We start from the raw sequence: 23,837 nt of genomic DNA on the forward strand, positions 1-23,837 counted from the left end.
AACCGGAGAACAACCATGTCGTTAAGCGTGTTCGACCTGTTCAAGATTGGCATCGGCCCCTCCAGCTCCCACACCGTCGGCCCGATGCGCGCGGCTGCGCGCTTCGTCGAAGGCCTGCGTCGGGAAAACCTGTTGTCGGCCACCACCAGCGTCAGGGTCGAGTTGTACGGATCCCTCGGCGCCACTGGCAAGGGTCACGGCAGCGACAAGGCCGTACTGCTGGGCCTGGAAGGTGAACACCCGGACACCGTGGATACCGAAACCGTCGCCGCCCGTCTCGCGGAGATTCGTGGCAACGGGCGTTTGAACCTGCTCGGTGAACACAGCATTGCGTTCAACGAGAAAGAACACCTGGCAATGATCCGCAAGCCGTTGGCCTATCACCCCAACGGCATGATCTTCCGCGCCTTCGATGCGGCGGGATTGCAGATCCGCAGCCGCGAGTACTACTCGGTCGGCGGTGGGTTTGTGGTCGACGAAGACGCGGCCGGCGCCGACCGGATCGTCGAAGACGCCACCCCGCTGACCTTCCCGTTCAAAAGTGCCAAGGACTTGCTCGGTCACTGCGCCACCTACGGGCTGTCGATCAGCCAGGTGATGCTGACCAACGAAAGCGCCTGGCGCCCGGAAGCGGAAACCCGCGCCGGCCTGCTGAAAATCTGGCAAGTGATGCAGGACTGCGTGGCCGCCGGCTGTCGCAACGAAGGCATCCTGCCGGGTGGCCTCAAGGTCAAGCGGCGGGCGGCGGCGTTGCACCGGCAACTGTGCAAGAACCCGGAATCGTCGCTGCGCGATCCGCTGTCGGTGCTGGACTGGGTCAACCTCTACGCCCTCGCCGTCAACGAAGAAAACGCCAACGGCGGGCGCGTGGTCACGGCACCAACCAATGGCGCAGCGGGGATCATCCCTGCGGTGCTGCATTACTACATGCGCTTCATTCCCGGTGCGAACGATGACGGCGTGGTGCGCTTCCTGCTCACCGCCGCGGCCATCGGCATTCTGTACAAGGAAAACGCCTCGATCTCCGGTGCCGAAGTCGGTTGTCAGGGCGAGGTCGGCGTGGCCTGTTCGATGGCGGCCGGCGCGCTGTGCGAAGTCCTTGGCGGCAGCGTGCAGCAAGTCGAAAACGCCGCTGAAATCGGCATGGAACACAACCTCGGCCTGACCTGTGACCCGATTGGCGGGCTGGTGCAGGTGCCGTGCATCGAGCGCAACGCCATGGGTTCGGTCAAGGCGATCAACGCCGTGCGCATGGCCATGCGCGGAGACGGGCAGCACTTCGTCTCCCTCGACAAGGTCATCCGCACCATGCGCCAGACCGGCGCCGACATGAAAAGCAAATACAAGGAGACCGCCCGTGGCGGTCTGGCGGTCAACATTATCGAGTGCTGATCGCGCCATAAACTCGCTCTCCCTTTGGGAGAGAACACAAAACTGGCCCCCTCTCCCTCCGGGAGAGGGTTGGTGTGAATCAAGGAGTCACGCATGTCCACCGAACAACTGTCGAAAACCCCGCTGCACGCTCTGCACATCGAACTCGGCGCCCGCATGGTGCCGTTCGCCGGCTACGACATGCCGGTGCAATACCCGCTGGGCGTGATGAAAGAACACCAGCACACCCGTGAGCAGGCCGGGCTGTTCGATGTCTCGCACATGGGCCAGATCCGCCTGACCGGCGCCAATGCCGCCAAAGCCCTGGAAACCCTGGTGCCGGTGGACATCATCGACCTGCCGGTGGGCATGCAGCGCTACGCTATGTTCACCAACGAAACCGGCGGCATCCTCGATGACCTGATGGTCGCCAACCTCGGCAACAACGAGTTGTTCCTGGTGGTCAACGCCGCGTGCAAGGACCAGGACCTGGCCCATCTGCAGAAACACATCGGCGACCAGTGCAAGATCGAGCAACTGTTCGAAGAACGCGCCCTGCTCGCCCTGCAAGGCCCGGCTGCCGTGACCGTGCTGGCGCGCCTGGCGCCGGAAGTGGCGAAAATGACTTTCATGCAATTCACCCGCGTGAAGCTGCTGGGCGTTGACTGCTTTGTCAGCCGTTCGGGCTACACCGGTGAAGACGGTTTCGAAATCTCGGTTCCGGCAGCCGACGCAGAAAAACTCGCCCGCGCCCTGCTCGCCGAACCTGAAGTCGCCGCCATCGGCCTCGGCGCCCGTGACTCGCTGCGCCTGGAAGCCGGCCTGTGCCTGTACGGCCACGACATGAACACCGAGACCACCCCGATCGAAGCCAGCCTGCTGTGGGCAATCTCCAAGCCTCGGCGTGCCGATGGTGCACGTGCCGGTGGTTTCCCGGGTGCAGAACAGGTCTTCGCTCAACAGCAGAACGGCGTTCAGCGCAAACGCGTCGGCCTGTTGCCGCAAGAGCGTACGCCGGTCCGTGAAGGTGCAGAAATCGTTAACGAAGCGGGCGAGATCGTCGGCAGCGTGTGCAGCGGCGGCTTCGGCCCGACTCTGGGCGGCCCGCTGGCCATGGGTTACCTGGACAGCGCCTACGTCGCACTCGACAAGCCAGTTTGGGCGATTGTTCGTGGGAAAAAGGTGCCATTGCTTGTAAGCAAAATGCCATTTGTTCCACAACGCTACTATCGCGGTTGATTGACTGTTTCTATAAGTAACGCGATTGCGTTATGCGTGCACTAATGTGTAACGCGATCGCCATAAAACAGTGCACTCCGTTTACATTCGATTCGAATATGAACTTGGCTTATAACGTTCGAAAACAATTGAACAAGCCAATCGAATAAGCCGGACTAGTGGACCGACTAAGTACCAGCAAGCGCAGGAAAACCGGGGCCTTCGCGGGGCTTGTTTTTCCTCCCGTAGTTGGCGTAGAGTTTGTCCACTGTGTTTGCATGGGTCAGCTTGGAATCGTGACCTGGGCAGTAGCCTACAAGTTAGCTACATCCCGTTCGACGTCTTCTTACTCTCCTGCAACCAGCCCCAGTACTCTTTCATGAGAAGGAGACTGTCATCAATTTTTGCGTCAAAGGAAATAAGAAATGTCCCAACGTCAGAGCGGTACCGTCAAGTGGTTTAACGACGAGAAAGGTTTTGGTTTTATCACTCCAGAAAGCGGTCCGGATCTGTTCGTGCATTTCCGCGCCATTCAGGGCAACGGCTTCAAGAGCCTGAAAGAAGGCCAGAAAGTGACCTTCGTTGCAGTGCAAGGCCAGAAAGGCATGCAAGCTGACGAAGTCATCGCAGAAGCCTGATTTTCTGTAACGAAAAAGCCCCTGATATTGATATCAGGGGCTTTTTTGTGGGCGCAAATCCGTAAAATGGCGCTTCACTTTCCGTCCAGAGGCTGCCATGTCGAAACACCTGCTCACTCCCCAGGGCGATTTCCCCGCCGTCGGCCTGGGCCGTCGTCTGGCAGCGATGTTCTATGACTTTCTGCTGTGCACCGCCCTGCTGATCGTGACAGGTGGCGTCTACAAGATGATTCAGGCCGCGATCATCGGTGAAGAGCGTCTGCGGGTTCTGACCGACGCCGGGCAACTGGATGGCGATCCGCTGTACTCCACGGTGCTGCTGCTGGTGTTGTTCGGCTTCTTCGCCAAGTTCTGGACTCACGCCGGGCAGACCCTGGGCATGCAGGTCTGGGGCATCCGCGTGCAGAACGCCGATGGCACGGCGATCAGCCTGTGGCAGGCGTTACTGCGGTTCATGGTGTCGATTGCGTCGTGGCTGTGTCTGGGCCTGGGTTTCTTCTGGTCGCTGTTCGATAAACAGAAACGCGCCTGGCATGACATCTACTCCGACACGCAGCTCGTGCGAATTCCGAAGAAAACCAAATAATTCTCCAGATGCAAAAACGCCCCGATCCAATCGGGGCGTTTTTGTTTAAGGCTCAAGGTCAGGCATTGCCGGCCAGTTTCATGCGCGCGGCCTGAGTGAAATCGAGCATGCGCTTGAGCGGGCGGATCGCCTGAGGAATGAGAGCCGGGTCGACGAAGATCTCGTTCGAGCCCTCCTTCAGGCACTTGAGCGTGCGTTCAAGGGTGTTCATGGCCATCCACGGGCAATGTGCGCAACTGCGACACGCCGCGCCGTTACCGGCGGTTGGCGCTTCGATGAAGACCTTGTCCGGGCACAGCTGCTGCATCTTGTAGAAGATGCCGCGATCGGTGGCGACGATCAGGGTCTTGTTCGGCAGCGATTGCGCGGCAGCAATCAACTGACTGGTGGAGCCGACGGCGTCCGCCAGTTCGATCACCGAGGTCGGCGACTCCGGGTGCACCAGAATGGCGGCGTCCGGGTACAGCGCTTTCATGTCTTCCAGCTGCTTGGACTTGAACTCTTCGTGGACGATGCAGGCACCGTCCCAAAGCAGCATGTCGGCGCCGGTCTGACGCTGAATGTAGGTGCCCAGGTGCTTGTCCGGGCCCCAGATAATGGTTTCGCCGTTGTCCATAAGGCTTTCGACGATTTCCAGTGCGCAGCTCGAGGTCACTACCCAGTCGGCCCGGGCTTTGACCGCCGCCGACGTGTTTGCATACACCACCACGGTGCGTTCCGGATGCTGATCGCAGAACGCCGAGAACTCATCCACCGGGCAACCCAGATCCAGCGAGCAGGTCGCTTCCAGGGTTGGCATCAGCACGCGCTTTTCAGGATTGAGAATCTTCGCGGTCTCGCCCATGAATTTCACGCCGGCAACCACCACGGTCTTGGCCGGATGGGCGTTGCCGAAGCGGGCCATTTCCAGGGAGTCGGACACGCAACCGCCGGTTTCTTCGGCGAGGGCCTGGATGATCGGATCGCAATAAAAGTGGGCAACCAGCACCGCGTCCTGAGCCTTGAGCTCGGCGGCGATGGCGGAACGGTAATAAGCCTCTTCCTCGGCCGTCAGCGGCTTGGGCTGCTTGGCGTCGAGGTGGGCTTGTACCAGAAGGCGTTCGGAAATCTGCGTCATGTTCGCAAGACCTGCAGGCGCATTCGCGCGAAAGTCGAGTATACACCCGGCTCCGGACCGCTTGAGGGTACCGCCGGGAAAGTGAGTTTTATCAGGCACGGACAGCGTTGGAGCTGCGCAAGGCTACAGAATATCCCGTTGATACAAAAGATGATTCTGACCTGCGTCACGGCGGGAAGAAACGAAGGGAGGGATGCCCGAATCGCAGGCAAAAAAAAACCCGGAAATCCTCACTTTCGTGGGCCTTCCGGATTTTCTAAACCGCCAAATATGGTGGGTCGTGTGGGATTCGAACCTACGACCAATTGGTTAAAAGCCAACTGCTCTACCAACTGAGCTAACGACCCGCTGTGTGGTGGCGCGTATAATACTGATTTTTAAGGACTATTCAACACCTAATTTGAAAAAAATCAAAAATAAGGTGTCGGGTCGCTGATTCCGGCCGCCGCGAAGCCTTCTGCACGCAGTCGGCAGCTGTCGCATTTACCGCAAGCGCGGCCATCATCGTCCGCCTGATAGCAGGAAACGGTCAGCCCGTAATCAACGCCAAGCTTCACGCCCGCCTGGACGATCTGCGCCTTGCTCAGGTTCTGCAGCGGTGCCTGGATGCGGAAACCATTGCCTTCGACGCCAGCCTTGGTTGCCAGATTGGCCATGCGCTCGAACGACTCGATGAACTCCGGACGGCAATCCGGGTAACCGGAGTAGTCCACCGCGTTGACGCCGATAAAGATGTCACGGGCGCCGAGCACTTCAGCCCAGCCCAGAGCCAGCGACAGGAAAACCGTGTTGCGCGCCGGCACGTAAGTCACCGGGATGCCTTCGCCCAGCTCTTCCGGGATGTCGATACTGGTGTCGGTCAAGGCCGAACCGCCCATGCCGTTCAGGTTCAGGCCGATCACCTTGTGCTCGACCACGCCCAGATCGCGGGCAACGCGAGCAGCAGCATGCAGTTCGGCGTGGGAACGCTGACCGTAATCGAAACTCATGGTGTAGCAGGCGTAGCCTTCAGCGCGGGCCATGGCCACGACAGTGGCGGAATCCAGACCACCCGACAGCAGGATTACCGCACGTTTCTGGCTAGTGTTCAGTTGTTCAGTCATCTCAGCGCCCCGGCTCATCATTCCATAGATATTTATGCAGCTGCAGTTGCAGGCGCACTGGCAGGTTATCCGCCACCACCCAGTCCGCCAGATCCCGAGCGTTCAGGTCGTGGTGACTTGGAGAAAACAGCACTTCACCCGCACGTCGCTCAAGACCGTACTGGATCAGCTTCGATACCGCCCAGTCGTAGTCCTCCCTCGAGCAGATGACAAACTTCACCTGATCGTTGGGCGTCAGCAGTTCGATGTTCTCGTAACGGTTGCGATGGGCTTCTTTGGAGTCAGGCGTCTTCAGGTCGACCACCCGACTGACTCGCGGATCGACCGCCGAAATATCGAGGGCGCCGCTGGTTTCCAGCGAGACTTCGTAGCCGGCATCGCACAACTGCTTGAGCAAAGGGATGGCATTGGGTTGTGCCAGCGGCTCACCGCCAGTGACACAGACGTAGCGCGGGCGAAAGCCGGCCACTTGCTCGAGGATGTCGTCGAGGGTACGGATCGTGCCACCGCTGAACGCGTAGGCGCTGTCGCAGTATTGGCAACGCAACGGGCAACCGGTCAGGCGCACGAAAACAGTGGGCAGCCCGGCAGTCCGCGTTTCCCCCTGCAACGAGTAGAAAACTTCGGTGATTCTCAATGTGTCTTGCATAGTCGCCACGGGCGTAACAGCTAAACAGGCTGTCCGCCTCCGTCAGGCACTTCAGGCAACCCCGCCAACGCGTAGATCACCAGAAGCGTGTTTCATAAAAGGGCGTGAATTCTAACGAAAAAACCCGCGACAAGCGCGGGTTTCTTCCAAACGGGTCAAAGCTGTTACATGCGTTGCAGATCGCGCTGGGCCAATTGAGCGGCGGAGGTACCCGGATACTGGGCCACCACCTGCTGCAGAATGCCTTTGACCTTGTCGGTATGACCGAGGCGCCGTTCTACGTCAGCCAGCTTGTACAGCGAATCCGGCACTTTGGCGTGCTTGGGATACAGCTGCGACACCTTGGCGAAAGCCTGACCTGCACCTTGCAGATCGCCTTTGGCCAGGTTCACTTCACCCAACCAGTACTGGGCGTTGCCCGCGTATTGGCTGTTCGGGTATTTACGCAGGAAAGCGGCAAACGCCTGGCTGGCCTTGTCGAAATCCTTGGCCTTGATCAGGTCGAAAGCTGCATCGTAATACAGCTTTTCCTTGGCCGGATCAGCCGGTTCGCTACCTGCGGCAGGTGCCTGGGCGGCAGCAGCGGCCCCGGCTCCAGCGGCGGCACCGGCAGCAGCACTTGCATCGCCACCGGCAGAAGAATTCTCGGGAGTCGCGGCAGGTGCAACGCCGGATCCTATGCGCCGATCAAGATCCTGGTATCGCTCCAGGGATTCCTGCTTCATGCGCGAAACTTGGTTCTGCAGTTCTTCGATCACGCCTTGCTGGCGCGAAATCTGATCCTGCATTTGTTGCAGTTGGTTGAACAGCATGCCGTTTGCCGAGGCAGGGGCCGAAGCCGCTCCCCCGGCATAGGCGCCGTTCGTACCGTAACCTGCAGGCGGATAACTGCTCCCGCTATTGTTATAACCGGAGTTGTCATCGACCACAGGAACCGCAGCCCATGCCGCAAGCGGCGCGAGGCTGAGAGCCAGAACAGTTACAGCACGACGGCACGTTCGCATATCGAATTACTTACGCAGTTCGACGCGACGGTTTTGAGCCCAGGACTGCTCGTCGTTGCCGGTAGCAACTGGACGCTCTTCGCCGTAGGAAACCAGTTCCAGCTGAGCTGGGGAAACACCTTGCAGTACCAGGTAGCGCTGAACGGCTTTCGCACGACGCTCGCCCAGTGCCATGTTGTACTCACGAGTACCACGTTCGTCGGTGTTGCCTTCCAGAACAACGCGAGCGCCGTTTGCTTTCAGGTCTTTGGCGTGAACGTCCAGAGCGCGCATGGCTTCTGGCTTCAGGTCCGAGCTGTCGTATTCGAAGTAGAAGGTGGTGATTGCGCGCAGAGCAGCTTCTTCGCTCAGGGAACCGTCAACTGCACCAGTGTTTGCGCCGTAACCAGCGTTTGGATCAACAGCGCCTTCACCGGCGTTGTCGCCGCCTTTGGACGAGCAACCTACAGCTACAGCCATGGCCAGAGCCAGCGCAGCAAATTTACCAAACTTCAGCATTTCCATCGTGAAACTCCTAATGAACCCCAGTGTGTTAAGTAAAACGTAAAGCGCCGCGTCAGTTCAGGTAAGGGGACCAGGACGGTTCTCTGACTTCGCCTTGAGCGGTAGGAAGCGGGAGCCTCACGCGTCCATTAATGGACACGAGCATCAAGACTCCCCGGCCCTGCTGGCGGGTGGCGTAGATTACCATGGTGCCGTTGGGCGCAACAGTAGGCGACTCGTCCAGAGTGCTATCAGTGAGGATTTTTACACTTCCGCGCTGCAAATCCTGGGCCGCCACTTTGAAATTGGTGAAACCGTCCTGACGATGGATCATCACCAGGGTCTTTTCATCCGCCGAAAGCTTGGGGTTGGCGTTGTAGTTGCCCACGAACGTCACACGCTCGGCACCACCGCCACCGGCACTGGTCTTGTAGATCTGCGGCTTGCCACCACGGTCGGAGGTGAAGTAGATGGTCGAACCATCCTTGCCCCAGTACGGTTCGGTGTTGATGCCAGGACCTGCGGTCACACGGGTGATCTGACGCGAACCGAGGTTCATCACGTAGATGTCCGGGTTACCATCTTTCGACAGCACGAACGCCAGGCGATTGCCGTCCGGCGACCAGGCTGGCGCGCCATTCAGGCCTTCGAAGTTGGTGATCTGCTCGCGGCGACCGGTGTCGATGTTCTGCATGAAGATGCGCGGACGCTTCTGTTCGAACGACACGTAGGCGATACGCTTGCCGTCCGGTGCAAAACGCGGCGACAGGATCGGCTCGCGCGATTGCAGCAGGGTCACGGCCCGGGCGCCGTCATAGTCCGAACGCTGCAGGGTGTAACGGGTGTTCTTCTCGGAGAAACGCTCGGCTGTGACGTACAGCAGGCGAGTCGAGAATGCACCTTTAATGCCGGTCAGTTTTTCGAACGACTGATCGGAGATGAAGTGCGCCATGTCACGCAGTTGTTCGGTGGTACCGGACACACTGCCGTCAGCCACTTTCTGCTCGGTGGCGACGTTGAACAGAGCCCACTGCACCTGCAGACGGCCACCGGCCGGCGCGATGCTGCCGACCATCATGTATTGCGCGCCCACCGCCTTCCAGTCACGGAAGATGATTTCGCTCGGCTGGCTTGGCTGGCTGATCATGTTTTGCTTTGGAATCGGCGAGTAATAGCCCGAGTTGCGCAAATCGTTACCAATGATTTCAGCCATGTCATCCGGCAGGACGGCACCGCCCTGAAAACCGAACGGTACGACGGCGATCGGCGTTGCCCGATCGCTGCCGCTGGTGACCAGAATGTTCTTTTCATCCGCCATCGCGATCCCTGCCATGCAGCAGATCACGACCAGCATTCCTCGAAGAAGGTTTCTCACAAGGCTAGATCCTCAGGTGTGAATGTCATCTTGAATGAACGATACGGAGCGAAATCGCTCGGCTTCATTCCCTGCATTTCCGTCAAACGTCCAATATTCTTGACCGCTGCCACTGCCGACGCATCGAACGGACCGTCGCCACTGGACTTGGCCACGCTGACCGAAGTCACCGTACCGTCCGGCAACATGCCGATCTGCAGCACAACCGTCATGCCTTTGCGTGCCGAAGGTGGACGTGCCCAGCCTTCCGCTGCCCGCGCACGAATCAGGTCATCGAAACTGCCCGCGACTTCATCGCCCTGCTCATCGGCCAAGGCCTGCTGGCGCTGCGGCGTGTCGGAAAGCAAATCTGCCAGGGCCTGAGCCTTTTTGTCTTCGGCGGATTTACGTGCCGCGTCCTGCGCTTTCTTCTTCGCAGCATCGGCAGCAGCTTTCTTCTTCGCGTCTTCGGCGACTTTCTTCTTCGCCTCTTCAGCTTCAGCTTTCTTCTTGGCGTCTTCGGCGGCTTTCTTCTTCGCGTCTTCGACGATCTTCTTCTTGGCTTCTTCAGCGGCCGCTTTCTTGGCCTCTTCTTCAGCAGCCTTCTTGGCTTCTTCTTCGGCTTTCTTCTTGGCTATATCAGCCAATTGTTTCTCTTCTGCCTTCTTGGCTTCGGCGGCTTTCTTCGCGTCGTCGGCTTTCTTGGCTTCATCAGCCTTCTTCGCCTCGTCCGCTTTCTTCGCCTCATCGGCCTTCTTGGCTTCCTCGGCCTTTTGAGCCGCTTCTTCTTTCTTTTGTTCCGCAGCCTTCACCGCTTCCTGCTCGACCTTTTTCTGCTCCATCTGCTCGACTTCGGTCTGGCGTGCGGCGGATTTCTTCGCCTCACCCGCAATCTTCTGATTGGTCTGGGTGGTTGCCTGACTTTTCGATTTCAGCTGGTACAGGGTCGCCTGGACAATCGGCTTGGCCGGCGGCAGCTCCGGGGTCAGGGCGAAACTGACGAACAGCATGCCGAACACCAGCACGTGCAAGCCAATCGCCCAGACACTAGGCCAGAAGTAGCTTTCCGAGGCGGACGGCTCTCGCTGTTGCTGCATCAGGGCGCCTCGGTGATCAAGCCAACGTTACCGACCCCGGCTTTCTGCAACCCGCCCATGGCGCCCATGACGGAGCCATAATCGACGGACTTGTCGCCACGGATGAAGACCTGGGTACGCTTGCCGCCTTCAGTGCCGGCGCGAATGATCTTGGTCACCGCGTCGGTCATCTGTGGCAGGGTCATGGCCCGGTCCTGCTGCTTCTCGGTGTCGACTTCGCTGCCAAGGTTCCAGTAGTAGGTCTTGTCCGACTTGATCGAAATGGTCAGCACCTGGGTGTTGTTGTCCTGCGGCAAGGCTTCGCTGGAAACCTTGGGCAGATCCACTTTCACGCCCTGATTGAGCATCGGCGCAGTCACCATGAAGATGACCAGCAGCACCAGCATCACGTCGATGTAAGGCACTACGTTCATCTCGGCGACCGGCTTGCGCTTGTGTCGGGCTCGAGTGATTAAAGCCATCGGGAAATACCTGCTTATTCTTCGCTGGTGTGCACTTTGCGGTGCAGGATCGCCTGGAATTCATCGGCGAAGGTGTAGTAGCGGCTCAGCAAGGTTTCGCTGCGGGCAGAGAAACGGTTGTAAGCGATAACGGCCGGGATCGCGGCGAACAGACCGATCGCGGTGGCGATCAGGGCTTCGGCGATGCCCGGTGCCACGGTGGCCAGGGTTGCCTGTTGGGCGCTGGCCAGACCACGGAAGGAGTTCATGATGCCCCAGACGGTACCGAACAGACCGATGTACGGGCTGACGGAACCGACGGTGGCGAGGAACGGCAGGCTCTGCTCGAGCTTTTCTTCTTCACGGGAGATGGCGACGCGCATGGCACGGGCCACACCTTCCATTACCGCTTCAGGGTCGACACCTGGCTGCTGACGCAGACGGGAGAACTCCTTGAAGCCGGCACGGAAGATCTGCTCGACACCCGAATCCGGATCCGGGTTGCTGCCGGCCTGACGGTAGAGTTTGGACAGGTCGATACCCGACCAGAAGCGCTCTTCGAAGCTCTCCAGGGCACGTCGACCGGCGCGCAGCAGGTTGCTGCGCTGAAAGATCATGATCCATGAGGTCACCGATGCGGCTACCAGGGTCAACATTACCAACTGCACCACGATGCTGGCATTGCTGACCAGGCTCCACATGGAGGAATGGTCGACGACGTTAGCTTCCACGCTTTATCTCCTGCTTTGAGTGTGTACCCGTGCCGACCGCGTCGGCAAAGGCCGCACGCAGGTCTTCGGGAAGGGCCCGGGGTTTCAAACTGTTAGTGCGCACACAGGCCACCAGAAACTGCCCTTCGCAGAGCAGCACATTATCCGTTGCCCGCCTGACCTGCTGTCGAAAGCGCAGGCTGGCACGGTTCAATTCGATTACATCAGCGCTTACCAGAAGCTCGTCGTCCAGTCGCGCCGGCGCGTGATAACGCGCTTCGCTGGAATGCACGACGAACAACAGGTCCTCCCCTGCCAGCGCCGACTGGGCAAAGCCCAGCTCCCGGAGCCGCTCGGTTCGAGCCCGTTCCATAAACTTGAGGTAATTAACGTAATACACGATGCCGCCCGCATCGGTGTCCTCGTAATAAACGCGACAACGATGTGCGAACGGCTCAAGCCCGTTTTGCGCGCGCATACTCTAGTGCTTACTCCTCGGGTTGCCAATCCGGCCAGGCAACTGTTTTTCATTGTTCGAAGGCTTTACCGCAAAAGTACCGTCCTGAGACAGTACAAACGCTGAATAAATCGACAATAAATGTGTATTAATCGTCCACGGCATCGAGAAACTCGTCTACCACGGGCATCTCGCCCATTCGTGTCGGAATGTTTAAACCAAAATGCAGGTACGCGTGACGAGTAACCACCCTGCCCCGCGGCGTCCGCATGATGTAACCCTGCTGAATCAGGTAAGGCTCGAGCACGTCTTCAATGGTGTGCCGTTCTTCGCTGATCGCTGCCGCCAGACTGTCGATGCCCACCGGACCACCGTCGAATTTCTCGATCATGGTCAACAGCAGACGCCGGTCCTGATGATCGAAACCGTGCTCGTCGACATCCAGCAGATTGAGCGCCAGATCCGCGACAGCCTTGGTGATGTGGCCCTTCGCGCGGACTTCGGCGAAATCCCGCACCCGGCGCAACAGTCGGTTGGCGATCCGCGGCGTACCACGGGCGCGGCGGGCAATCTCGAAAGACCCTTCGGGATCCAGCGGCAGGCCGAGGATGCTCGCCGAACGGCTGACAATCGTCGCCAGGTCAGCGGTGCTGTAGAACTCGAGACGCTGGACAATACCGAAACGGTCACGCAACGGGTTGGTCAACATGCCCGCCCGCGTCGTCGCGCCAACCAGAGTGAACGGCGGCAGATCGAGCTTGATCGACCGCGCCGCCGGCCCTTCACCGATCATGATGTCGAGCTGGAAATCTTCCATCGCCGGGTACAGCACTTCTTCGACGATCGGCGAGAGGCGATGGATTTCATCGATGAACAGCACGTCGTGCGGCTCAAGGTTGGTCAACAGCGCCGCCAGATCCCCCGGACGTTCCAGCACCGGGCCGGACGTGCTCTTGATCGACACGCCCATTTCCTGGGCGATGATGTTCGCCAGCGTGGTTTTACCCAGCCCCGGCGGACCGAAGATCAGGGTGTGGTCGAGGGATTCGCTACGGCCACGGGCGGCCTGGATAAACAGTTCCATCTGCTCGCGAACGGTCGGCTGGCCGATGTATTCGGCCAGGCTGACGGGACGTATCGCCCGATCCTGGACTTCTTCGCGCTCACGCGGGCTGTGCGTGGCGGCGATCAGACGATCAGCTTCAATCACTTAAATCATTCCCTTCAGGGCGCGTCGAATCATGTCTTCGCTGCTCAGGCCTTTCTCTTTGATCGCGGAAATCGCCTTGCTCGCTTCCTGTGGCTTGTAGCCCAGGGAAATCAGCGCGCTGACCGCATCGTTCTCGGCGGTGTTGACCGGCGCCGGGCCGTCCGGCTGGTTCGGCACCAATGCGAACATGGCCGGCGAGGTTTCCCAGGCCTTGAAGCGATCCTTGAGTTCGACCAGAAGACGCTCGGCAGTTTTCTTGCCCACGCCCGGCACCTTGGTCAACGCCGAGGTGTCCTGGGACTGCACGCAGCGGATCAGCTCGTCGACTTCCAGACTCGACATCAAGGCCAGGGCCAGTTTCGGCCCCACACCATTGAGACGGATCAACTCGCGAAAAAAGTCTCGCTCACGCTTGCCGGCAAAACCATAGAGTAACTGCGCGTCTTCGCGTACGACCAAATGGGTGTGCAAGGTCAGCGGTTCACCGACCGACGGCAGACGATAAAGGGTGGTCATGGGCACTTCCAGCTCATACCCGAGGCCGTTTACATCCAGAATCAGGTGCGGCGGCTGTTTCTCAGCCAGAGTGCCGCGCAAGCGTCCAATCACGTTTCAGATCCTTGAGCGTTGGCCAGCCGTGGGCTGGCGACCGACAGAACATGGATTGACGGCCGACGACCCAGGCGCGAAATCCACATTCCGGGAAATTGACTGCTGATGCTATCAGAGACGCAGGCGCCCGCCACGACTGCGTGCTGTTCCCAGGCCGTGTGGCAACAGACTGGAGCGGGTGTGGGCGTGACAAATGGCAATCGCCAGGGCATCCGATGCGTCGATTTGCGGTTTGCTGGTCAGCTTGAGCATGTGCATGACCATCATCTGCACCTGCTCTTTATTGGCAGCGCCAGTTCCCACCACAGCCTGCTTGACCTGGGTGGCCGTGTACTCGGCGATTTCCAGGCTTTCTTCGGCGCCGGCAACGATAGCGGCCCCACGGGCCTGCCCGAGCTTCAGCGCCGAATCGGCGTTTTTCGCCATGAACACCTTTTCGATGCCCATGGTGACCGGGCCGTAGGTCTGGATGATTTCCCGCACGCCGCGATAGACGATCTGCAACCGTTCATGCAGCTCGCCGGCGCCGGTGCGGATACAACCCGAGGCGACATAGATGCAACCGCCGCGTCCGGTATCGCGAACGATGCCGTAACCGGTAATGCGCGAACCGGGGTCGATACCAAGAATTAAAGTCATAACGCCTGCAGGTTCGAAAAAACACAAAAACAAATGTGGGAGATTCCGGGTTTGAGGGAAAGCCTCAGACCCGGAATCTCCCACATTGAATCGTAGTCGCTCTTAACCGAGCTGAGCGGCCACGTCTTCCGGAATGTCCGCATTGGAGTAGACGTTCTGCACGTCATCCAGATCTTCCAGCATGTCGATCAGCTTGAGCACCTTCTCGGCACCCTCCAGATCCAGTTCGGCGCTGGTGGTCGGCTGCATGACGATTTCCGCGTCATCACCCTTGAAACCGGCGGCTTCCAGGGCATTGCGTACCGCGTAGAAACTGGTGAACGAGGTGAACACGTCGATCGAGCCGTCTTCGTGGCTGACCACGTCGTCGGCATCGGCTTCCAGCGCCGCTTCCGTCAGCGCGTCTTCGTCCACGCCCGGGGCAAAGCTGATCTGCCCCTTGCGTTCGAACAGGTAGGCTACCGAACCGTCGGTACCGAGGTTGCCGCCACACTTGCTGAACGCGTGGCGAACAGCTGCTGCGGTGCGGTTGCGGTTGTCGGTCATGCACTCGACCATCACCGCCACGCCGCCCGGGCCGTAACCTTCGTAGGTCAGCTCTTCAACGTTGTCGGCTTCGGTCGCACCGGCGCCACGAGCCACGGCACGGTCGATGATGTCCCGGCTCATGTTGGCGCCCAGTGCCTTGTCCAGTGCCAGACGCAGACGCGGGTTGGAGCCCGGATCACCGCCGCCCTGACGGGCCGCCACGGTCAGCTCGCGGATCCACTTGGTGAAGATCTTGCCTCTCTTGGCATCCTGGCGTTCTTTGCGGTGCTTGATGTTCGCCCACTTGGAATGACCTGCCATAACTCGCTCCGAATTCTCTTGAACAATGCCCGCCATGCAAGTGCATCGGCCAGCAAAAAAATCTTGTTTTCAATCACTGCAGAAAGAAAAAAGGCGCATCCGAAGATGCGCCTTCAGGCCCGTCTTACTCGGCCTTTGGCGTTTCGCGCAAACGAATGTGCAATTCGCGCAATGCCTTCGCATCCACGACACCCGGCGCCTGCGTCATCACGTCGGCAGCACTCTGGGTTTTCGGGAAGGCGATCACTTCACGGATCGACTGGGCGCCGGTCATCAGCATCACCAGACGGTCCAGACCGAAGGCCAGACCACCGTGCGGCGGCGCGCCGTATTTCAGGGCGTCGAGCAGGAAGCCGAACTTCTCTTCCTGTTCCGCTTCGTTGATGCCCAGCAGACGGAACACCGCCTGTTGCATCTCTTTACGGTGGATACGGATCGAACCGCCGCCCAGCTCGGTGCCGTTCAGCACCATGTCGTAGGCACGGGACAGAGCGCCGGCCGGGTTGGCTTCCAGCTCTTCCGGCGAGCACTTCGGCGCGGTGAACGGGTGGTGCAGCGCCGAGAAGCTGCCGTCGTCGTTCTCTTCGAACATCGGGAAGTCGACGACCCACATCGGCGCCCATTCGCAGGTCAGCAGCTTCAGGTCGTGACCGAGCTTGATACGCAGCGCGCCCAGGGCTTCGCTGACGATCTTGGCCTTGTCGGCGCCGAAGAACACGATGTCACCGTCGACTGCGCCAACGCGATCGAGGATCACGTTCAGGTTGGCTTCCGGGATGTTCTTCACGATCGGCGATTGCAGACCGTCAACACCGGCAGCACGCTCGTTGACCTTGATGTACGCCAGGCCCTTGGCACCGTAGATGCCGACGAACTTGGTGTAGTCGTCGATCTGCTTGCGCGGCATGCTCGCCCCGCCTGGTACGCGCAGTGCGGCGATACGGCATTTCGGATCGTTGGCAGGGCCGCTGAAGACCTTGAAATCAACTTCTTTCAGCTGATCGGCCACGTCGACCAGCTCCAGCGGGTTACGCAGGTCCGGCTTGTCGGAACCGTAACGGCGCATGGCTTCTTCGAACGTCATGTGCGGGAATTCACCGAATTCCAGATCCAGCACTTCCTTGAACAGGTTGCGGATCATGCCTTCGGTCAGGCCCATGATGTCTTTTTCGTCGAGGAAGCTGGTCTCGATGTCGATCTGAGTGAACTCAGGCTGACGGTCGGCACGCAGGTCTTCGTCGCGGAAGCACTTGGCGATCTGGTAGTAGCGGTCGAAGCCGGCAACCATCAGCAGTTGCTTGAACAGCTGTGGCGATTGCGGCAGCGCGAAGAACGAACCGGCGTGGGTACGGCTCGGCACGAGGTAGTCGCGCGCGCCTTCCGGCGTGGCACGGGTCAGGATCGGCGTTTCGACGTCGAGGAAGCCGTTCTCGTCCAGGTAGCGACGGATGCTGGTGGTCATGCGCGAACGCAGACGCAGCTTCTCGGCCATTTCCGGACGACGCAGGTCCAGGAAGCGATAGCGCAGACGGGTTTCTTCGCCAACGTCGGAGAACTCGTTCAGCGGGAACGGCGGGGTTTCCGACTCGTTCAGCACTTCGAGTTCGTAGCCCAGCACTTCGATCATGCCCGACGCCATGTTGGCGTTGGTGGCACCGGCCGGACGCAGACGCACCTTGCCGGTGATCTTCACGACGTATTCGCTGCGCACGCGATCGGCGGCGGCGAAGCTCTCGGCGCGATCCGGATCGAACACTACCTGGGCCAGACCGTCACGATCACGGATATCGAGGAAAATCACCCCGCCGTGGTCGCGACGACGGTGAACCCATCCGCAAAGGGTAATTTCCTGGCCTTCCAGGCTTTCGTTCAGTTGGCCGCAATAATGGCTGCGCATCATGGTAGTGGTTCGCTTCTCGTAATTCGAAATTCGGTGGAGATCCCGCTGCACTCAAGCACTGTGCAACTAGTGGAAACTCGCGCGTGTCGTTCGACCTGGGTTTGAACCCTAGTCAGATTTGTCGCCACCGGCCAGATTCTTCTTCGCGCCGGTCTTGAAATCGGTTTCGTACCAGCCGCTGCCGCTGAGGCGAAAGCCCGGCATCGACAGCTGCTTCTTGAGTTCCGGCGCCTGGCAGGCAGGACAATCGACCAGTGGTGCGTCGCTGATCTTTTGAATGGCTTCCAACTGATGACCACAGGAAGCACATTGGTAATCGTACATCGGCATGGGGTTGTCTCGGCAATCAGATTGCCAGCACGCGCAGGGCTGTGCGGCGAAAGAGCGGGATTATATCCATTAAATGCGGCCTGTGCAGCCGGAAGACTGCACAGGCCGTCTCGTCAGTGACATCCCGCGCCGTGCATCCCCGGAGAATCCCGTAGACCATGCACCACACACACCACCCGTATCAGACCGCTGAAGTTTTTCACCCCGCCATGGCGCAGGTGAACTTCACGATCGACACGGGACAACAGCGTGCCGACCGAACAGCAATTGTCCTCGGCCATCCGGCCCAGGATGTTCCAGTAAACCTGCTCCAGCCGCATGCAGGTCGCGAACCCGTTCAAGCGTACCGATCGGGACAACGGCCGGATCAGCTCCATGTCGAACCCGCCGAGAAACGGCTCCTCGAACTTGTCCTGCTGTAAAACGACAGCAATGTCGCCTCGCCTGTCTCCACCTTCCATATTGCTGACACTCCTTTGTCATTTCTGCGCCTGTGATCAAGGCGAAATCCTGAGATCTCATTAAAAGCGCAGGTGCAAAGGCAGATCCAGATGACTTTTTGACCATCCACGTAGGATAAGCCAACGCGATACGGAGGATCATGGAGCGGTGGGGTGTCTTCCTTGTTTCCTACCGTCGCGAGTGAAATTTCCGGGGGAACAAGAGAACAGCGCACGAACCATGGATGTCCATGCGCTTCCCTTCATCAAGCCTCGAGCAGTGCGCGCAACATCCACGCGGTTTTCTCGTGAACCTGCATGCGCTGGGTCAGCAGGTCGGCGGTTGGCTCATCGCTGACTTTATCCAGCAAAGGGAAAATCCCCCGCGCCGTGCGGGTGACTGCTTCCTGACCTTCGACCAGTTGTTTGATCATGTCCTCGGCACTCGGCACGCCCACCTCTTCTTTAATGGAGGAAAGACGTGCATAAGTCGCATAGGCGCCCGGCGCTGGGAAACCCAGCGCCCGGATGCGTTCGGCGATCGAGTCGACCGCCAGTGCCAGTTCGTTGTATTGCTCCTCGAACATCAGATGCAGGGTCCGGAACATCGGCCCGGTGACGTTCCAGTGGAAGTTGTGAGTCTTCAGATACAGCACGTATGTGTCGGACAGCAGGCGCGAGAGCCCTTCGACGATGGATTTGCGGTCTTCTTCACTGATACCGATATCGATTGCCATGCTTACCCCCTAACGGCGATTGAAATTCATCCAGCAGGTGTCGGTTCACTGTAGCAAGGCCACCCCCACCCCGCAGCCCCCGTATCGACCCGATAGAGGCGACAAATCGCCCCACGCGTTGCCGCTGGCCGGCGTGATTTGAGTAGCCGCAGGCTTTGCTGTTAAATAGGCAGTGTGTCGCTACGCCCCGTTTTCCGGGCCTGCGCATAGGCTGATGCCGTGCACGTGTCCAACGCCTCTTATTGTTCCGAAGCGAACCGTGCGCCTTCAGCTCTTCCTTGTGAGCCGTCATAACGTGAGTCAATAAAAATGTTGAAAATCGTCCACCTGCTAATGGGCGCAGCAGCCTTGCTGCTGTCCTTCATACCCAGCCTGAAGTCCGAAGCGGTACCTTACCTGCAACAACCCGATGCACTTTACCTGGCCTTTTTCGGCCTGCTGAACCTGATCCTTGCACCAGTTATCCCTTACTGGAACAAAGGTCCGCGCCAGCATCTGCAAAATCTGGTCAGCGCCCTGCTGGTCCTGACCGTTGTCCTGCAAACACTGACCCTGATCGCGCCGATGCCTGTCATCGCCGGCCAGCCAGCCGTGCTGTTCAGCCTGGTGATCGCACTGGTCGCCGTGGTTCTGCACCTGGCCGTCAGCTTCTACAAATCCTCCCCGGCCGCCGCCGCGCAAAGCTACGACATGAGCAACCGCGATACCGGCACCGTCAAGTGGTTCAATACCTCCAAGGGCTTCGGCTTTATCTCCCGGGATTCCGGCGATGATATTTTCGTGCACTTTCGCGCCATCCGTGGCGAAGGCCACCGCGTTCTGGTCGAAGGCCAGCGCGTGGAGTTCTCGGTGATGAACCGTGACAAGGGCCTGCAGGCCGAGGACGTGATCGCCGCCCTGCCGCGTCGCTGATCCAAGTCTCCCGCAATAAAAAAACCGCGAACAGCCAGGCTGTTCGCGGTTTTTTAATGAATGCGTTTTTAACGGGAGCACGCCCGCGCACTTCTCAATAGTGTGGCGGCGGTGCGTCTTCTTCGAAAGAACCGAACTGGCCCACCATCTCTTCCTGGCGCTTGAGTACCGCTGCCATCTGCAATTGCAGACGCTCGACCACTCGCTGCTGCTCCACCAGCACATCGTTCAATGCCTGAATGGTGTCGTCCTGAAACGCCAGGCGACTTTCCAGCTCGGTAACACGTTGTTCGAGGCTCATCACTCAGCCCTCCAGAAAGGTGAAATCTTCGTCCAGCACCAGACGCAGGCGCTCGCGGATCGCGGCCACTTGCTCGGCACTGTAAGGCCTGGCGGGATGCTTGCCCCAGACCGGCGCCGGCCAGGCCGCATCGTCCCGCTTACGCACGATCACATGCATATGCAGTTGGCTGACCACATTACCCAGGGTCGCGACATTCATCTTGTCGGCGTCGAAGGAATCCTTGAGCACCTCGGCCAGGGCCGTGGTTTCCTGCCACAGGCGCTGCTGGTCGGCGACATCCAACTGAAACAACTCGCTGATATCGTCGCGGCGTGGCACCAGGATGAACCACGGGTAGTTGGCGTCGTTGGACAACAGCAGTCGACAAAGCGGGAAATCGCCGATGGCCAGCGTGTCCTGTTGAAGTCGTGGATCTAAAGCAAACACTGCGCGCACTCCCGGCGAAATGACCTGTTTTCAGCTTAGCGCCCCGCTGTGAAAGCAGCGCGCCAAGCGACTGGACGGCAGCATACCTGCGATTGGAGTGACCTTCACGGCGAACAGCGTTGCCACAAGAATTCCTCCACGCCCCGGAATGTGACATTTATGCCTCGCGTGCACCAGGACAGAACCGGGAATGCGAATAAATCGAGCAAAATGACCGGCGCACACCTCAGCGTTTACGTTCATCCAGCGACCCAACTGTATGAATTCAGTACAGCCTTTGAATTTTTTTGCACCAAAACCGCACAGTGCGTCTACGCTCAGTGCGTCGGGCATCCGCCGAATACTCACCGACGGGGTGAACCGGTAACGTTTTTGGTTGTCGCGCTGCGACTTTCAGGGAGCAACACCATGCGAAGGACGGCGTCAAGCCTGTTTGAAAGGCCCTCGAAGCCACCGGTTTTATGAGGTTTTTACAGCGTCAGACGCGCACCTTGAAAAAAACCGGAACAATTCAGCGGTTTGTGCACGCTTGTTGCATTCATACCCATATGGACTATAAGCGCACCACAAGAAGTGGATGCCTTGAGCCCCATAAAAACAGTGGCAGGGTTGCCCGATGGAGATTCAAGCGTTTTGCCAAGGGACTCTTTTTTACCGATGCTCAAGCTCTGTAAAACAGCGCTGAAGTTGTCAGTCCCATTGCATTTGGACTGTAAATTTGCGACATCTACCAAGCCGTTTGCGACACGCTCGTAAAGAAGCTGAAAGGTTGGATTCGCAAGTATCGCCAACATGGTCGGCGTGATATAAGTTTGCGCCGACACAAAAAGAAAGAGCCGCCCAGATAATAAAACAGGTGGGACGGCAGTACTCTTCTAAAACCAAAGGAGCAAATCACGATGCGCGTGATGAAGTGGAGCATGATCGCACTGGCAGTTGCTGCAGCTGCCAGTACTCAGATGGCTACGGCCGCACCGTTCGTAAGTGACCAGGCTGAAGCCAAAGGCTTTGTTGAAGACGCGAAAGCTGATTTGCTGATTCGCAACTATTACTTCAACCGTGACAACAAAGACCGTGCCCGGGACGTGAAAGACTGGACCCAAGGTATCTGGGGCAACTTCAGTTCCGGTTACACCCAAGGCACTGTTGGTGTCGGCGTTGATGCATTCGGTTACCTGGCCATTAAACTGGACGGCGGTGATGGCACCAGCGGTTCGGGCAACATGAGCCGTGAGAACACCCCGGATGCCCGTGGTGTCCGCGAAGCCAACGACAGCCAGGGTAAAGCCGGCGCTGCCATCAAGTTCCGCGTTTCCAAAACCGAGCTGAAAATCGGTGACATGCAGCCAAGCACTGCTCCAGTGTTCGCTGTCGGCGGCTCCCGTATCCTTCCTCAAACTGCCAGCGGCTTCCAGCTGCAGAGCAGCGAAGTCAAAGACCTCGATCTCGAAGCCGGTCACTTCTACGCGGCGACTGCCCAGGACAAGAACGCCCATGATGGCGAGCTGTGGGCAACCTACGCCAACGTAAAAGCCGACAGCATCGACTACTTCGGCGGCAAGTACGGCATCACTGAAAACCTCAGCGCATCGCTGTATGGCGCCAAGCTGGAAGACATCTGGAACCAGTACTACGCCAACGTCAACCTCACTACCCCGTTCGGTGGTGACACTTCGCTGAACACCGACTTCAACATCTACCGCACCACGGATACCGGCAGTGCCAACGCAGGCGAGATCAGCAACACTGCGTTCTCCCTGGCAACCGCCTTGTCGTTCCTGAAAGCACACACCATCACCCTGGCCTTCCAGAAGATCAACGGTGACACGCCGTTCGACTACATCGGTGTTGGTGGCCACGGTCCATCCAACCGTGGTGGCGACTCGATCTTCCTCGCCAACTCCATCCAGTACTCTGACTTCAACGGTCCAGGCGAGAAATCTGCCCAGATCCGTTACGACATCAAGATGGCCGAGTACGGCGTTCCAGGTCTGAGCTTCATGACCCGTTACGTGAAAGGTTGGGACATCGACGGCACCCACACTCCGGCTGGCAGCAGCTACACCGGCTTCTACGGCGAAGATGGCAAACACAACGAAACCAACTTCGAAGCCAAATACGTAGTTCAGTCTGGCCCGGCCAAAGACCTGTCCTTCCGTATTCGTCAGGCCTGGCACTTTGCTAACGCCGACGAAGGTGAAGGCGATACCAAAGAGTTCCGTCTGATCGTCGACTACCCACTGTCGATCTTGTAATCGCGAACATTTAGTTCGCGGCAACAACAAAAAGGCCCATCTTCGGATGGGCCTTTTTTGTTGTCTGCTTCTCGTACTAATTGCCTGACCGACAAGTCAGGCAATTAATTAGCAACCTATCATTACACCGCCGATTCCTGAACCACACGAATCACTCGTTGCGGAAAAGGAATATCAATGCCTGCAGTCTTTAAACGATCACGGGACTGTTCGTTAAACATGAACATCACATCCCAGTAATCCGCGGTTTTAACCCAGACGCGCAGAGAAACAGTGATCGAACTGTCACCCAGTGTCGAAATAACAGCCTGAGGTGCCGGATCCTGCAGAACACGATCATCCTTGGCCAGATCCAGCAGCACCTGACGGGCCTTTTGCAGATCGGCTTCGTAATCCACACCTACGTCGAACACAACCTTGCGGGTCGGCTGACGGTTGGTGTTGGTGATGATGCCGTTCGACAGGTTGCCGTTCGGCACGATGATGGTCTTGTTGTCACCGGTGCGCAGCACGGTGTGGAAGATCTGGATGCTGTCGACAGTACCCGCCACACCCTGGGCTTCGATCCAGTCACCGATGCGGAACGGACGGAACAGCAGAATCAGCACGCCGCCGGCGAAGTTCGCCAGGCTGCCCTGCAACGCCAGACCGATGGCCAGGCCGGCCGCACCGATCGCCGCGACGAACGAGGTGGTTTCGACGCCGATCATCGACGCCACGCTGACGATCAGCAGCACCTTGAGAATGATGTTGGCCAGACTGCTGATAAAACCTTGCAGCGCCAGGTCGGCATTGCGCAGGGCCAGCAGGCCGCCGAGCTTTTGCGTGACCTTGTTGATCAGCCACCAGCCGATGGCCAGGGTAATCACCGCCAGCAACACGCGGCTGCCGTATTCCATGATCATCGGAATCCACGCCTGGGACGCCTTGACCAGGTTGTCCACCTCAGCATTCAAATCCATCTTTTATCTCCTGATTGCCGGCTTCCCGGGCTGT

28 protein-coding genes and 1 tRNA gene are annotated in these 23,837 nt (G+C 58.7%); 6 read left to right on the top strand and 23 right to left on the bottom strand.

Annotation, left to right across the window (positions count from 1 at the left end):
• Positions 1–15: 15 nt before the first annotated feature.
• From ABFB52_RS22775 to ABFB52_RS22790, 4 genes are all read left to right on the top strand, one after another.
• Complete coding sequence (locus tag ABFB52_RS22775; protein ID WP_007951192.1) at positions 16–1,392, top strand: L-serine ammonia-lyase; 1,377 nt, start codon at positions 16–18, stop codon at positions 1,390–1,392.
• Positions 1,393–1,485: 93 nt separating this feature from the next.
• The gene (gene gcvT, locus ABFB52_RS22780; protein ID WP_129973134.1) at positions 1,486–2,610 is read left to right on the top strand and encodes a glycine cleavage system aminomethyltransferase GcvT; all 1,125 of its coding nucleotides are present in this window, start codon (positions 1,486–1,488) and stop codon (positions 2,608–2,610) included.
• A gap of 404 nt (positions 2,611–3,014) precedes the next feature.
• Positions 3,015–3,227 carry a cold-shock protein gene (locus ABFB52_RS22785; RefSeq protein WP_011335634.1) on the top strand — a complete coding sequence of 71 codons (213 nt, stop codon included), beginning with the start codon at positions 3,015–3,017 and terminating at the stop codon, positions 3,225–3,227.
• 97 nt (positions 3,228–3,324) lie between these two features.
• A complete protein-coding gene (locus ABFB52_RS22790) occupies positions 3,325–3,813 on the top strand; it encodes an RDD family protein (RefSeq protein WP_085606612.1) in 489 nt (162 codons plus the stop codon).
• A gap of 58 nt (positions 3,814–3,871) precedes the next feature.
• On the opposite strand, the gene nadA is transcribed toward ABFB52_RS22790, so the two are convergent.
• The 19 genes from nadA to ABFB52_RS22885 form a co-directional block, all read right to left on the bottom strand.
• Positions 3,872–4,930 (bottom strand): quinolinate synthase NadA, encoded by a 1,059-nt coding sequence (gene nadA, locus ABFB52_RS22795; protein WP_039766022.1) that lies wholly within the window; start codon positions 4,928–4,930, stop codon positions 3,872–3,874.
• A 271-nt stretch (positions 4,931–5,201) separates the two neighbouring features.
• Positions 5,202–5,277 (bottom strand) — tRNA-Lys (locus tag ABFB52_RS22800).
• Positions 5,278–5,340: 63 nt separating this feature from the next.
• Positions 5,341–6,033 (bottom strand): 7-cyano-7-deazaguanine synthase QueC, encoded by a 693-nt coding sequence (gene queC, locus ABFB52_RS22805; protein WP_007951197.1) that lies wholly within the window; start codon positions 6,031–6,033, stop codon positions 5,341–5,343.
• A gap of 1 nt (position 6,034) precedes the next feature.
• Complete coding sequence (gene queE, locus ABFB52_RS22810) at positions 6,035–6,682, bottom strand: 7-carboxy-7-deazaguanine synthase QueE (RefSeq protein WP_007951198.1); 648 nt, start codon at positions 6,680–6,682, stop codon at positions 6,035–6,037.
• Between the two features lie 164 nt (positions 6,683–6,846).
• Positions 6,847–7,686: a tol-pal system protein YbgF gene (ybgF, locus tag ABFB52_RS22815; RefSeq protein ID WP_102717265.1), complete on the bottom strand. Its 840-nt coding sequence runs from the start codon at positions 7,684–7,686 to the stop codon at positions 6,847–6,849.
• A gap of 6 nt (positions 7,687–7,692) precedes the next feature.
• A complete protein-coding gene (pal, locus tag ABFB52_RS22820; protein WP_003178634.1) occupies positions 7,693–8,190 on the bottom strand; it encodes a peptidoglycan-associated lipoprotein Pal in 498 nt (165 codons plus the stop codon).
• Positions 8,191–8,242: 52 nt separating this feature from the next.
• On the bottom strand, positions 8,243–9,523 hold the full coding sequence (gene tolB / locus ABFB52_RS22825) for a Tol-Pal system beta propeller repeat protein TolB (protein WP_162831782.1): 1,281 nt from the start codon (positions 9,521–9,523) through the stop codon (positions 8,243–8,245).
• 17 nt (positions 9,524–9,540) lie between these two features.
• Complete coding sequence (gene tolA, locus ABFB52_RS22830) at positions 9,541–10,620, bottom strand: cell envelope integrity protein TolA (RefSeq protein ID WP_011335641.1); 1,080 nt, start codon at positions 10,618–10,620, stop codon at positions 9,541–9,543.
• Positions 10,620–11,072 carry a protein TolR gene (gene tolR / locus ABFB52_RS22835; protein WP_162130475.1) on the bottom strand — a complete coding sequence of 151 codons (453 nt, stop codon included), beginning with the start codon at positions 11,070–11,072 and terminating at the stop codon, positions 10,620–10,622. Before tolR ends, tolA begins: the two co-directional genes overlap by 1 nt.
• A 23-nt stretch (positions 11,073–11,095) precedes the next feature.
• Positions 11,096–11,791, bottom strand: coding sequence for a protein TolQ (gene tolQ / locus ABFB52_RS22840; RefSeq protein WP_007912733.1), 696 nt, complete (start codon positions 11,789–11,791; stop codon positions 11,096–11,098).
• On the bottom strand, positions 11,781–12,248 hold the full coding sequence (gene ybgC, locus ABFB52_RS22845) for a tol-pal system-associated acyl-CoA thioesterase (RefSeq protein ID WP_007951203.1): 468 nt from the start codon (positions 12,246–12,248) through the stop codon (positions 11,781–11,783). Before ybgC ends, tolQ begins: the two co-directional genes overlap by 11 nt.
• 127 nt (positions 12,249–12,375) lie before the next feature.
• Positions 12,376–13,437, bottom strand: coding sequence for a Holliday junction branch migration DNA helicase RuvB (gene ruvB, locus ABFB52_RS22850; RefSeq protein ID WP_085745203.1), 1,062 nt, complete (start codon positions 13,435–13,437; stop codon positions 12,376–12,378).
• Complete coding sequence (gene ruvA, locus ABFB52_RS22855; protein ID WP_007951205.1) at positions 13,438–14,046, bottom strand: Holliday junction branch migration protein RuvA; 609 nt, start codon at positions 14,044–14,046, stop codon at positions 13,438–13,440.
• A 114-nt stretch (positions 14,047–14,160) separates the two neighbouring features.
• Complete coding sequence (ruvC, locus tag ABFB52_RS22860; protein ID WP_007951206.1) at positions 14,161–14,688, bottom strand: crossover junction endodeoxyribonuclease RuvC; 528 nt, start codon at positions 14,686–14,688, stop codon at positions 14,161–14,163.
• Between the two features lie 102 nt (positions 14,689–14,790).
• Positions 14,791–15,537, bottom strand: coding sequence for a YebC/PmpR family DNA-binding transcriptional regulator (locus ABFB52_RS22865; protein ID WP_003227527.1), 747 nt, complete (start codon positions 15,535–15,537; stop codon positions 14,791–14,793).
• 124 nt (positions 15,538–15,661) lie between these two features.
• Positions 15,662–17,437 (bottom strand): aspartate--tRNA ligase, encoded by a 1,776-nt coding sequence (gene aspS / locus ABFB52_RS22870; protein ID WP_007951209.1) that lies wholly within the window; start codon positions 17,435–17,437, stop codon positions 15,662–15,664.
• Positions 17,438–17,545: 108 nt separating this feature from the next.
• On the bottom strand, positions 17,546–17,767 hold the full coding sequence (locus ABFB52_RS22875) for a zinc ribbon domain-containing protein (protein ID WP_007951210.1): 222 nt from the start codon (positions 17,765–17,767) through the stop codon (positions 17,546–17,548).
• A 113-nt stretch (positions 17,768–17,880) separates the two neighbouring features.
• Positions 17,881–18,228, bottom strand: coding sequence for a ribbon-helix-helix domain-containing protein (locus ABFB52_RS22880; RefSeq protein WP_085745205.1), 348 nt, complete (start codon positions 18,226–18,228; stop codon positions 17,881–17,883).
• A gap of 245 nt (positions 18,229–18,473) precedes the next feature.
• On the bottom strand, positions 18,474–18,944 hold the full coding sequence (locus tag ABFB52_RS22885; RefSeq protein WP_039766007.1) for a Dps family protein: 471 nt from the start codon (positions 18,942–18,944) through the stop codon (positions 18,474–18,476).
• 309 nt (positions 18,945–19,253) lie between these two features.
• On the opposite strand from ABFB52_RS22885, the gene ABFB52_RS22890 reads away from it, so the two are divergent.
• Positions 19,254–19,856 (top strand): cold-shock protein, encoded by a 603-nt coding sequence (locus tag ABFB52_RS22890; RefSeq protein WP_007951213.1) that lies wholly within the window; start codon positions 19,254–19,256, stop codon positions 19,854–19,856.
• A 94-nt stretch (positions 19,857–19,950) separates the two neighbouring features.
• Here ABFB52_RS22890 and ABFB52_RS22895 read toward each other — a convergent pair whose 3' ends face one another.
• The 3 genes from ABFB52_RS22895 to ABFB52_RS22905 form a co-directional block, all read right to left on the bottom strand.
• Positions 19,951–20,157: a SlyX family protein gene (locus ABFB52_RS22895; protein WP_007951214.1), complete on the bottom strand. Its 207-nt coding sequence runs from the start codon at positions 20,155–20,157 to the stop codon at positions 19,951–19,953.
• Between the two features lie 3 nt (positions 20,158–20,160).
• A complete protein-coding gene (locus tag ABFB52_RS22900) occupies positions 20,161–20,586 on the bottom strand; it encodes an HIT domain-containing protein (protein WP_129973135.1) in 426 nt (141 codons plus the stop codon).
• Positions 20,587–21,056: 470 nt separating this feature from the next.
• Positions 21,057–21,410 (bottom strand): hypothetical protein, encoded by a 354-nt coding sequence (locus ABFB52_RS22905; RefSeq protein ID WP_127799562.1) that lies wholly within the window; start codon positions 21,408–21,410, stop codon positions 21,057–21,059.
• A gap of 75 nt (positions 21,411–21,485) precedes the next feature.
• On the opposite strand from ABFB52_RS22905, the gene ABFB52_RS22910 reads away from it, so the two are divergent.
• Complete coding sequence (locus ABFB52_RS22910; RefSeq protein WP_085745207.1) at positions 21,486–22,841, top strand: OprD family porin; 1,356 nt, start codon at positions 21,486–21,488, stop codon at positions 22,839–22,841.
• 122 nt (positions 22,842–22,963) lie between these two features.
• On the opposite strand, the gene ABFB52_RS22915 is transcribed toward ABFB52_RS22910, so the two are convergent.
• A complete protein-coding gene (locus tag ABFB52_RS22915; protein ID WP_007951217.1) occupies positions 22,964–23,803 on the bottom strand; it encodes a mechanosensitive ion channel domain-containing protein in 840 nt (279 codons plus the stop codon).
• Between the last annotated feature and the right edge of the window lie 34 nt (positions 23,804–23,837).

This window comes from Pseudomonas sp. 9.2(2024), assembly GCF_039695385.1.
In the GTDB taxonomy this organism is placed as follows: domain Bacteria; phylum Pseudomonadota; class Gammaproteobacteria; order Pseudomonadales; family Pseudomonadaceae; genus Aquipseudomonas; species Aquipseudomonas paraglycinae.

What these genes read in the sequence shown, in the direction of transcription:
- ABFB52_RS22775 (WP_007951192.1), top strand. Translation starts at nt 16, where the DNA reads ATGTCGTTAAGCGTGTTCGACCTGTTCAAGATTGGCATCGGCCCCTCC.
- gcvT (WP_129973134.1), top strand. Translation starts at nt 1,486, where the DNA reads ATGTCCACCGAACAACTGTCGAAAACCCCGCTGCACGCTCTGCACATC.
- ABFB52_RS22785 (WP_011335634.1), top strand. Translation starts at nt 3,015, where the DNA reads ATGTCCCAACGTCAGAGCGGTACCGTCAAGTGGTTTAACGACGAGAAA.
- ABFB52_RS22790 (WP_085606612.1), top strand. Translation starts at nt 3,325, where the DNA reads ATGTCGAAACACCTGCTCACTCCCCAGGGCGATTTCCCCGCCGTCGGC.
- nadA (WP_039766022.1), bottom strand. Translation starts at nt 4,930, where the DNA reads ATGACGCAGATTTCCGAACGCCTTCTGGTACAAGCCCACCTCGACGCC.
- queC (WP_007951197.1), bottom strand. Translation starts at nt 6,033, where the DNA reads ATGACTGAACAACTGAACACTAGCCAGAAACGTGCGGTAATCCTGCTG.
- queE (WP_007951198.1), bottom strand. Translation starts at nt 6,682, where the DNA reads ATGCAAGACACATTGAGAATCACCGAAGTTTTCTACTCGTTGCAGGGG.
- ybgF (WP_102717265.1), bottom strand. Translation starts at nt 7,686, where the DNA reads ATGCGAACGTGCCGTCGTGCTGTAACTGTTCTGGCTCTCAGCCTCGCG.
- pal (WP_003178634.1), bottom strand. Translation starts at nt 8,190, where the DNA reads ATGGAAATGCTGAAGTTTGGTAAATTTGCTGCGCTGGCTCTGGCCATG.
- tolB (WP_162831782.1), bottom strand. Translation starts at nt 9,523, where the DNA reads ATGCTGGTCGTGATCTGCTGCATGGCAGGGATCGCGATGGCGGATGAA.
- tolA (WP_011335641.1), bottom strand. Translation starts at nt 10,620, where the DNA reads ATGCAGCAACAGCGAGAGCCGTCCGCCTCGGAAAGCTACTTCTGGCCT.
- ybgC (WP_007951203.1), bottom strand. Translation starts at nt 12,248, where the DNA reads ATGCGCGCGCAAAACGGGCTTGAGCCGTTCGCACATCGTTGTCGCGTT.
- ruvC (WP_007951206.1), bottom strand. Translation starts at nt 14,688, where the DNA reads ATGACTTTAATTCTTGGTATCGACCCCGGTTCGCGCATTACCGGTTAC.
- ABFB52_RS22865 (WP_003227527.1), bottom strand. Translation starts at nt 15,537, where the DNA reads ATGGCAGGTCATTCCAAGTGGGCGAACATCAAGCACCGCAAAGAACGC.
- aspS (WP_007951209.1), bottom strand. Translation starts at nt 17,437, where the DNA reads ATGATGCGCAGCCATTATTGCGGCCAACTGAACGAAAGCCTGGAAGGC.
- ABFB52_RS22875 (WP_007951210.1), bottom strand. Translation starts at nt 17,767, where the DNA reads ATGCCGATGTACGATTACCAATGTGCTTCCTGTGGTCATCAGTTGGAA.
- ABFB52_RS22880 (WP_085745205.1), bottom strand. Translation starts at nt 18,228, where the DNA reads ATGGAAGGTGGAGACAGGCGAGGCGACATTGCTGTCGTTTTACAGCAG.
- ABFB52_RS22885 (WP_039766007.1), bottom strand. Translation starts at nt 18,944, where the DNA reads ATGGCAATCGATATCGGTATCAGTGAAGAAGACCGCAAATCCATCGTC.
- ABFB52_RS22890 (WP_007951213.1), top strand. Translation starts at nt 19,254, where the DNA reads ATGTTGAAAATCGTCCACCTGCTAATGGGCGCAGCAGCCTTGCTGCTG.
- ABFB52_RS22895 (WP_007951214.1), bottom strand. Translation starts at nt 20,157, where the DNA reads ATGAGCCTCGAACAACGTGTTACCGAGCTGGAAAGTCGCCTGGCGTTT.
- ABFB52_RS22910 (WP_085745207.1), top strand. Translation starts at nt 21,486, where the DNA reads ATGCGCGTGATGAAGTGGAGCATGATCGCACTGGCAGTTGCTGCAGCT.
- ABFB52_RS22915 (WP_007951217.1), bottom strand. Translation starts at nt 23,803, where the DNA reads ATGGATTTGAATGCTGAGGTGGACAACCTGGTCAAGGCGTCCCAGGCG.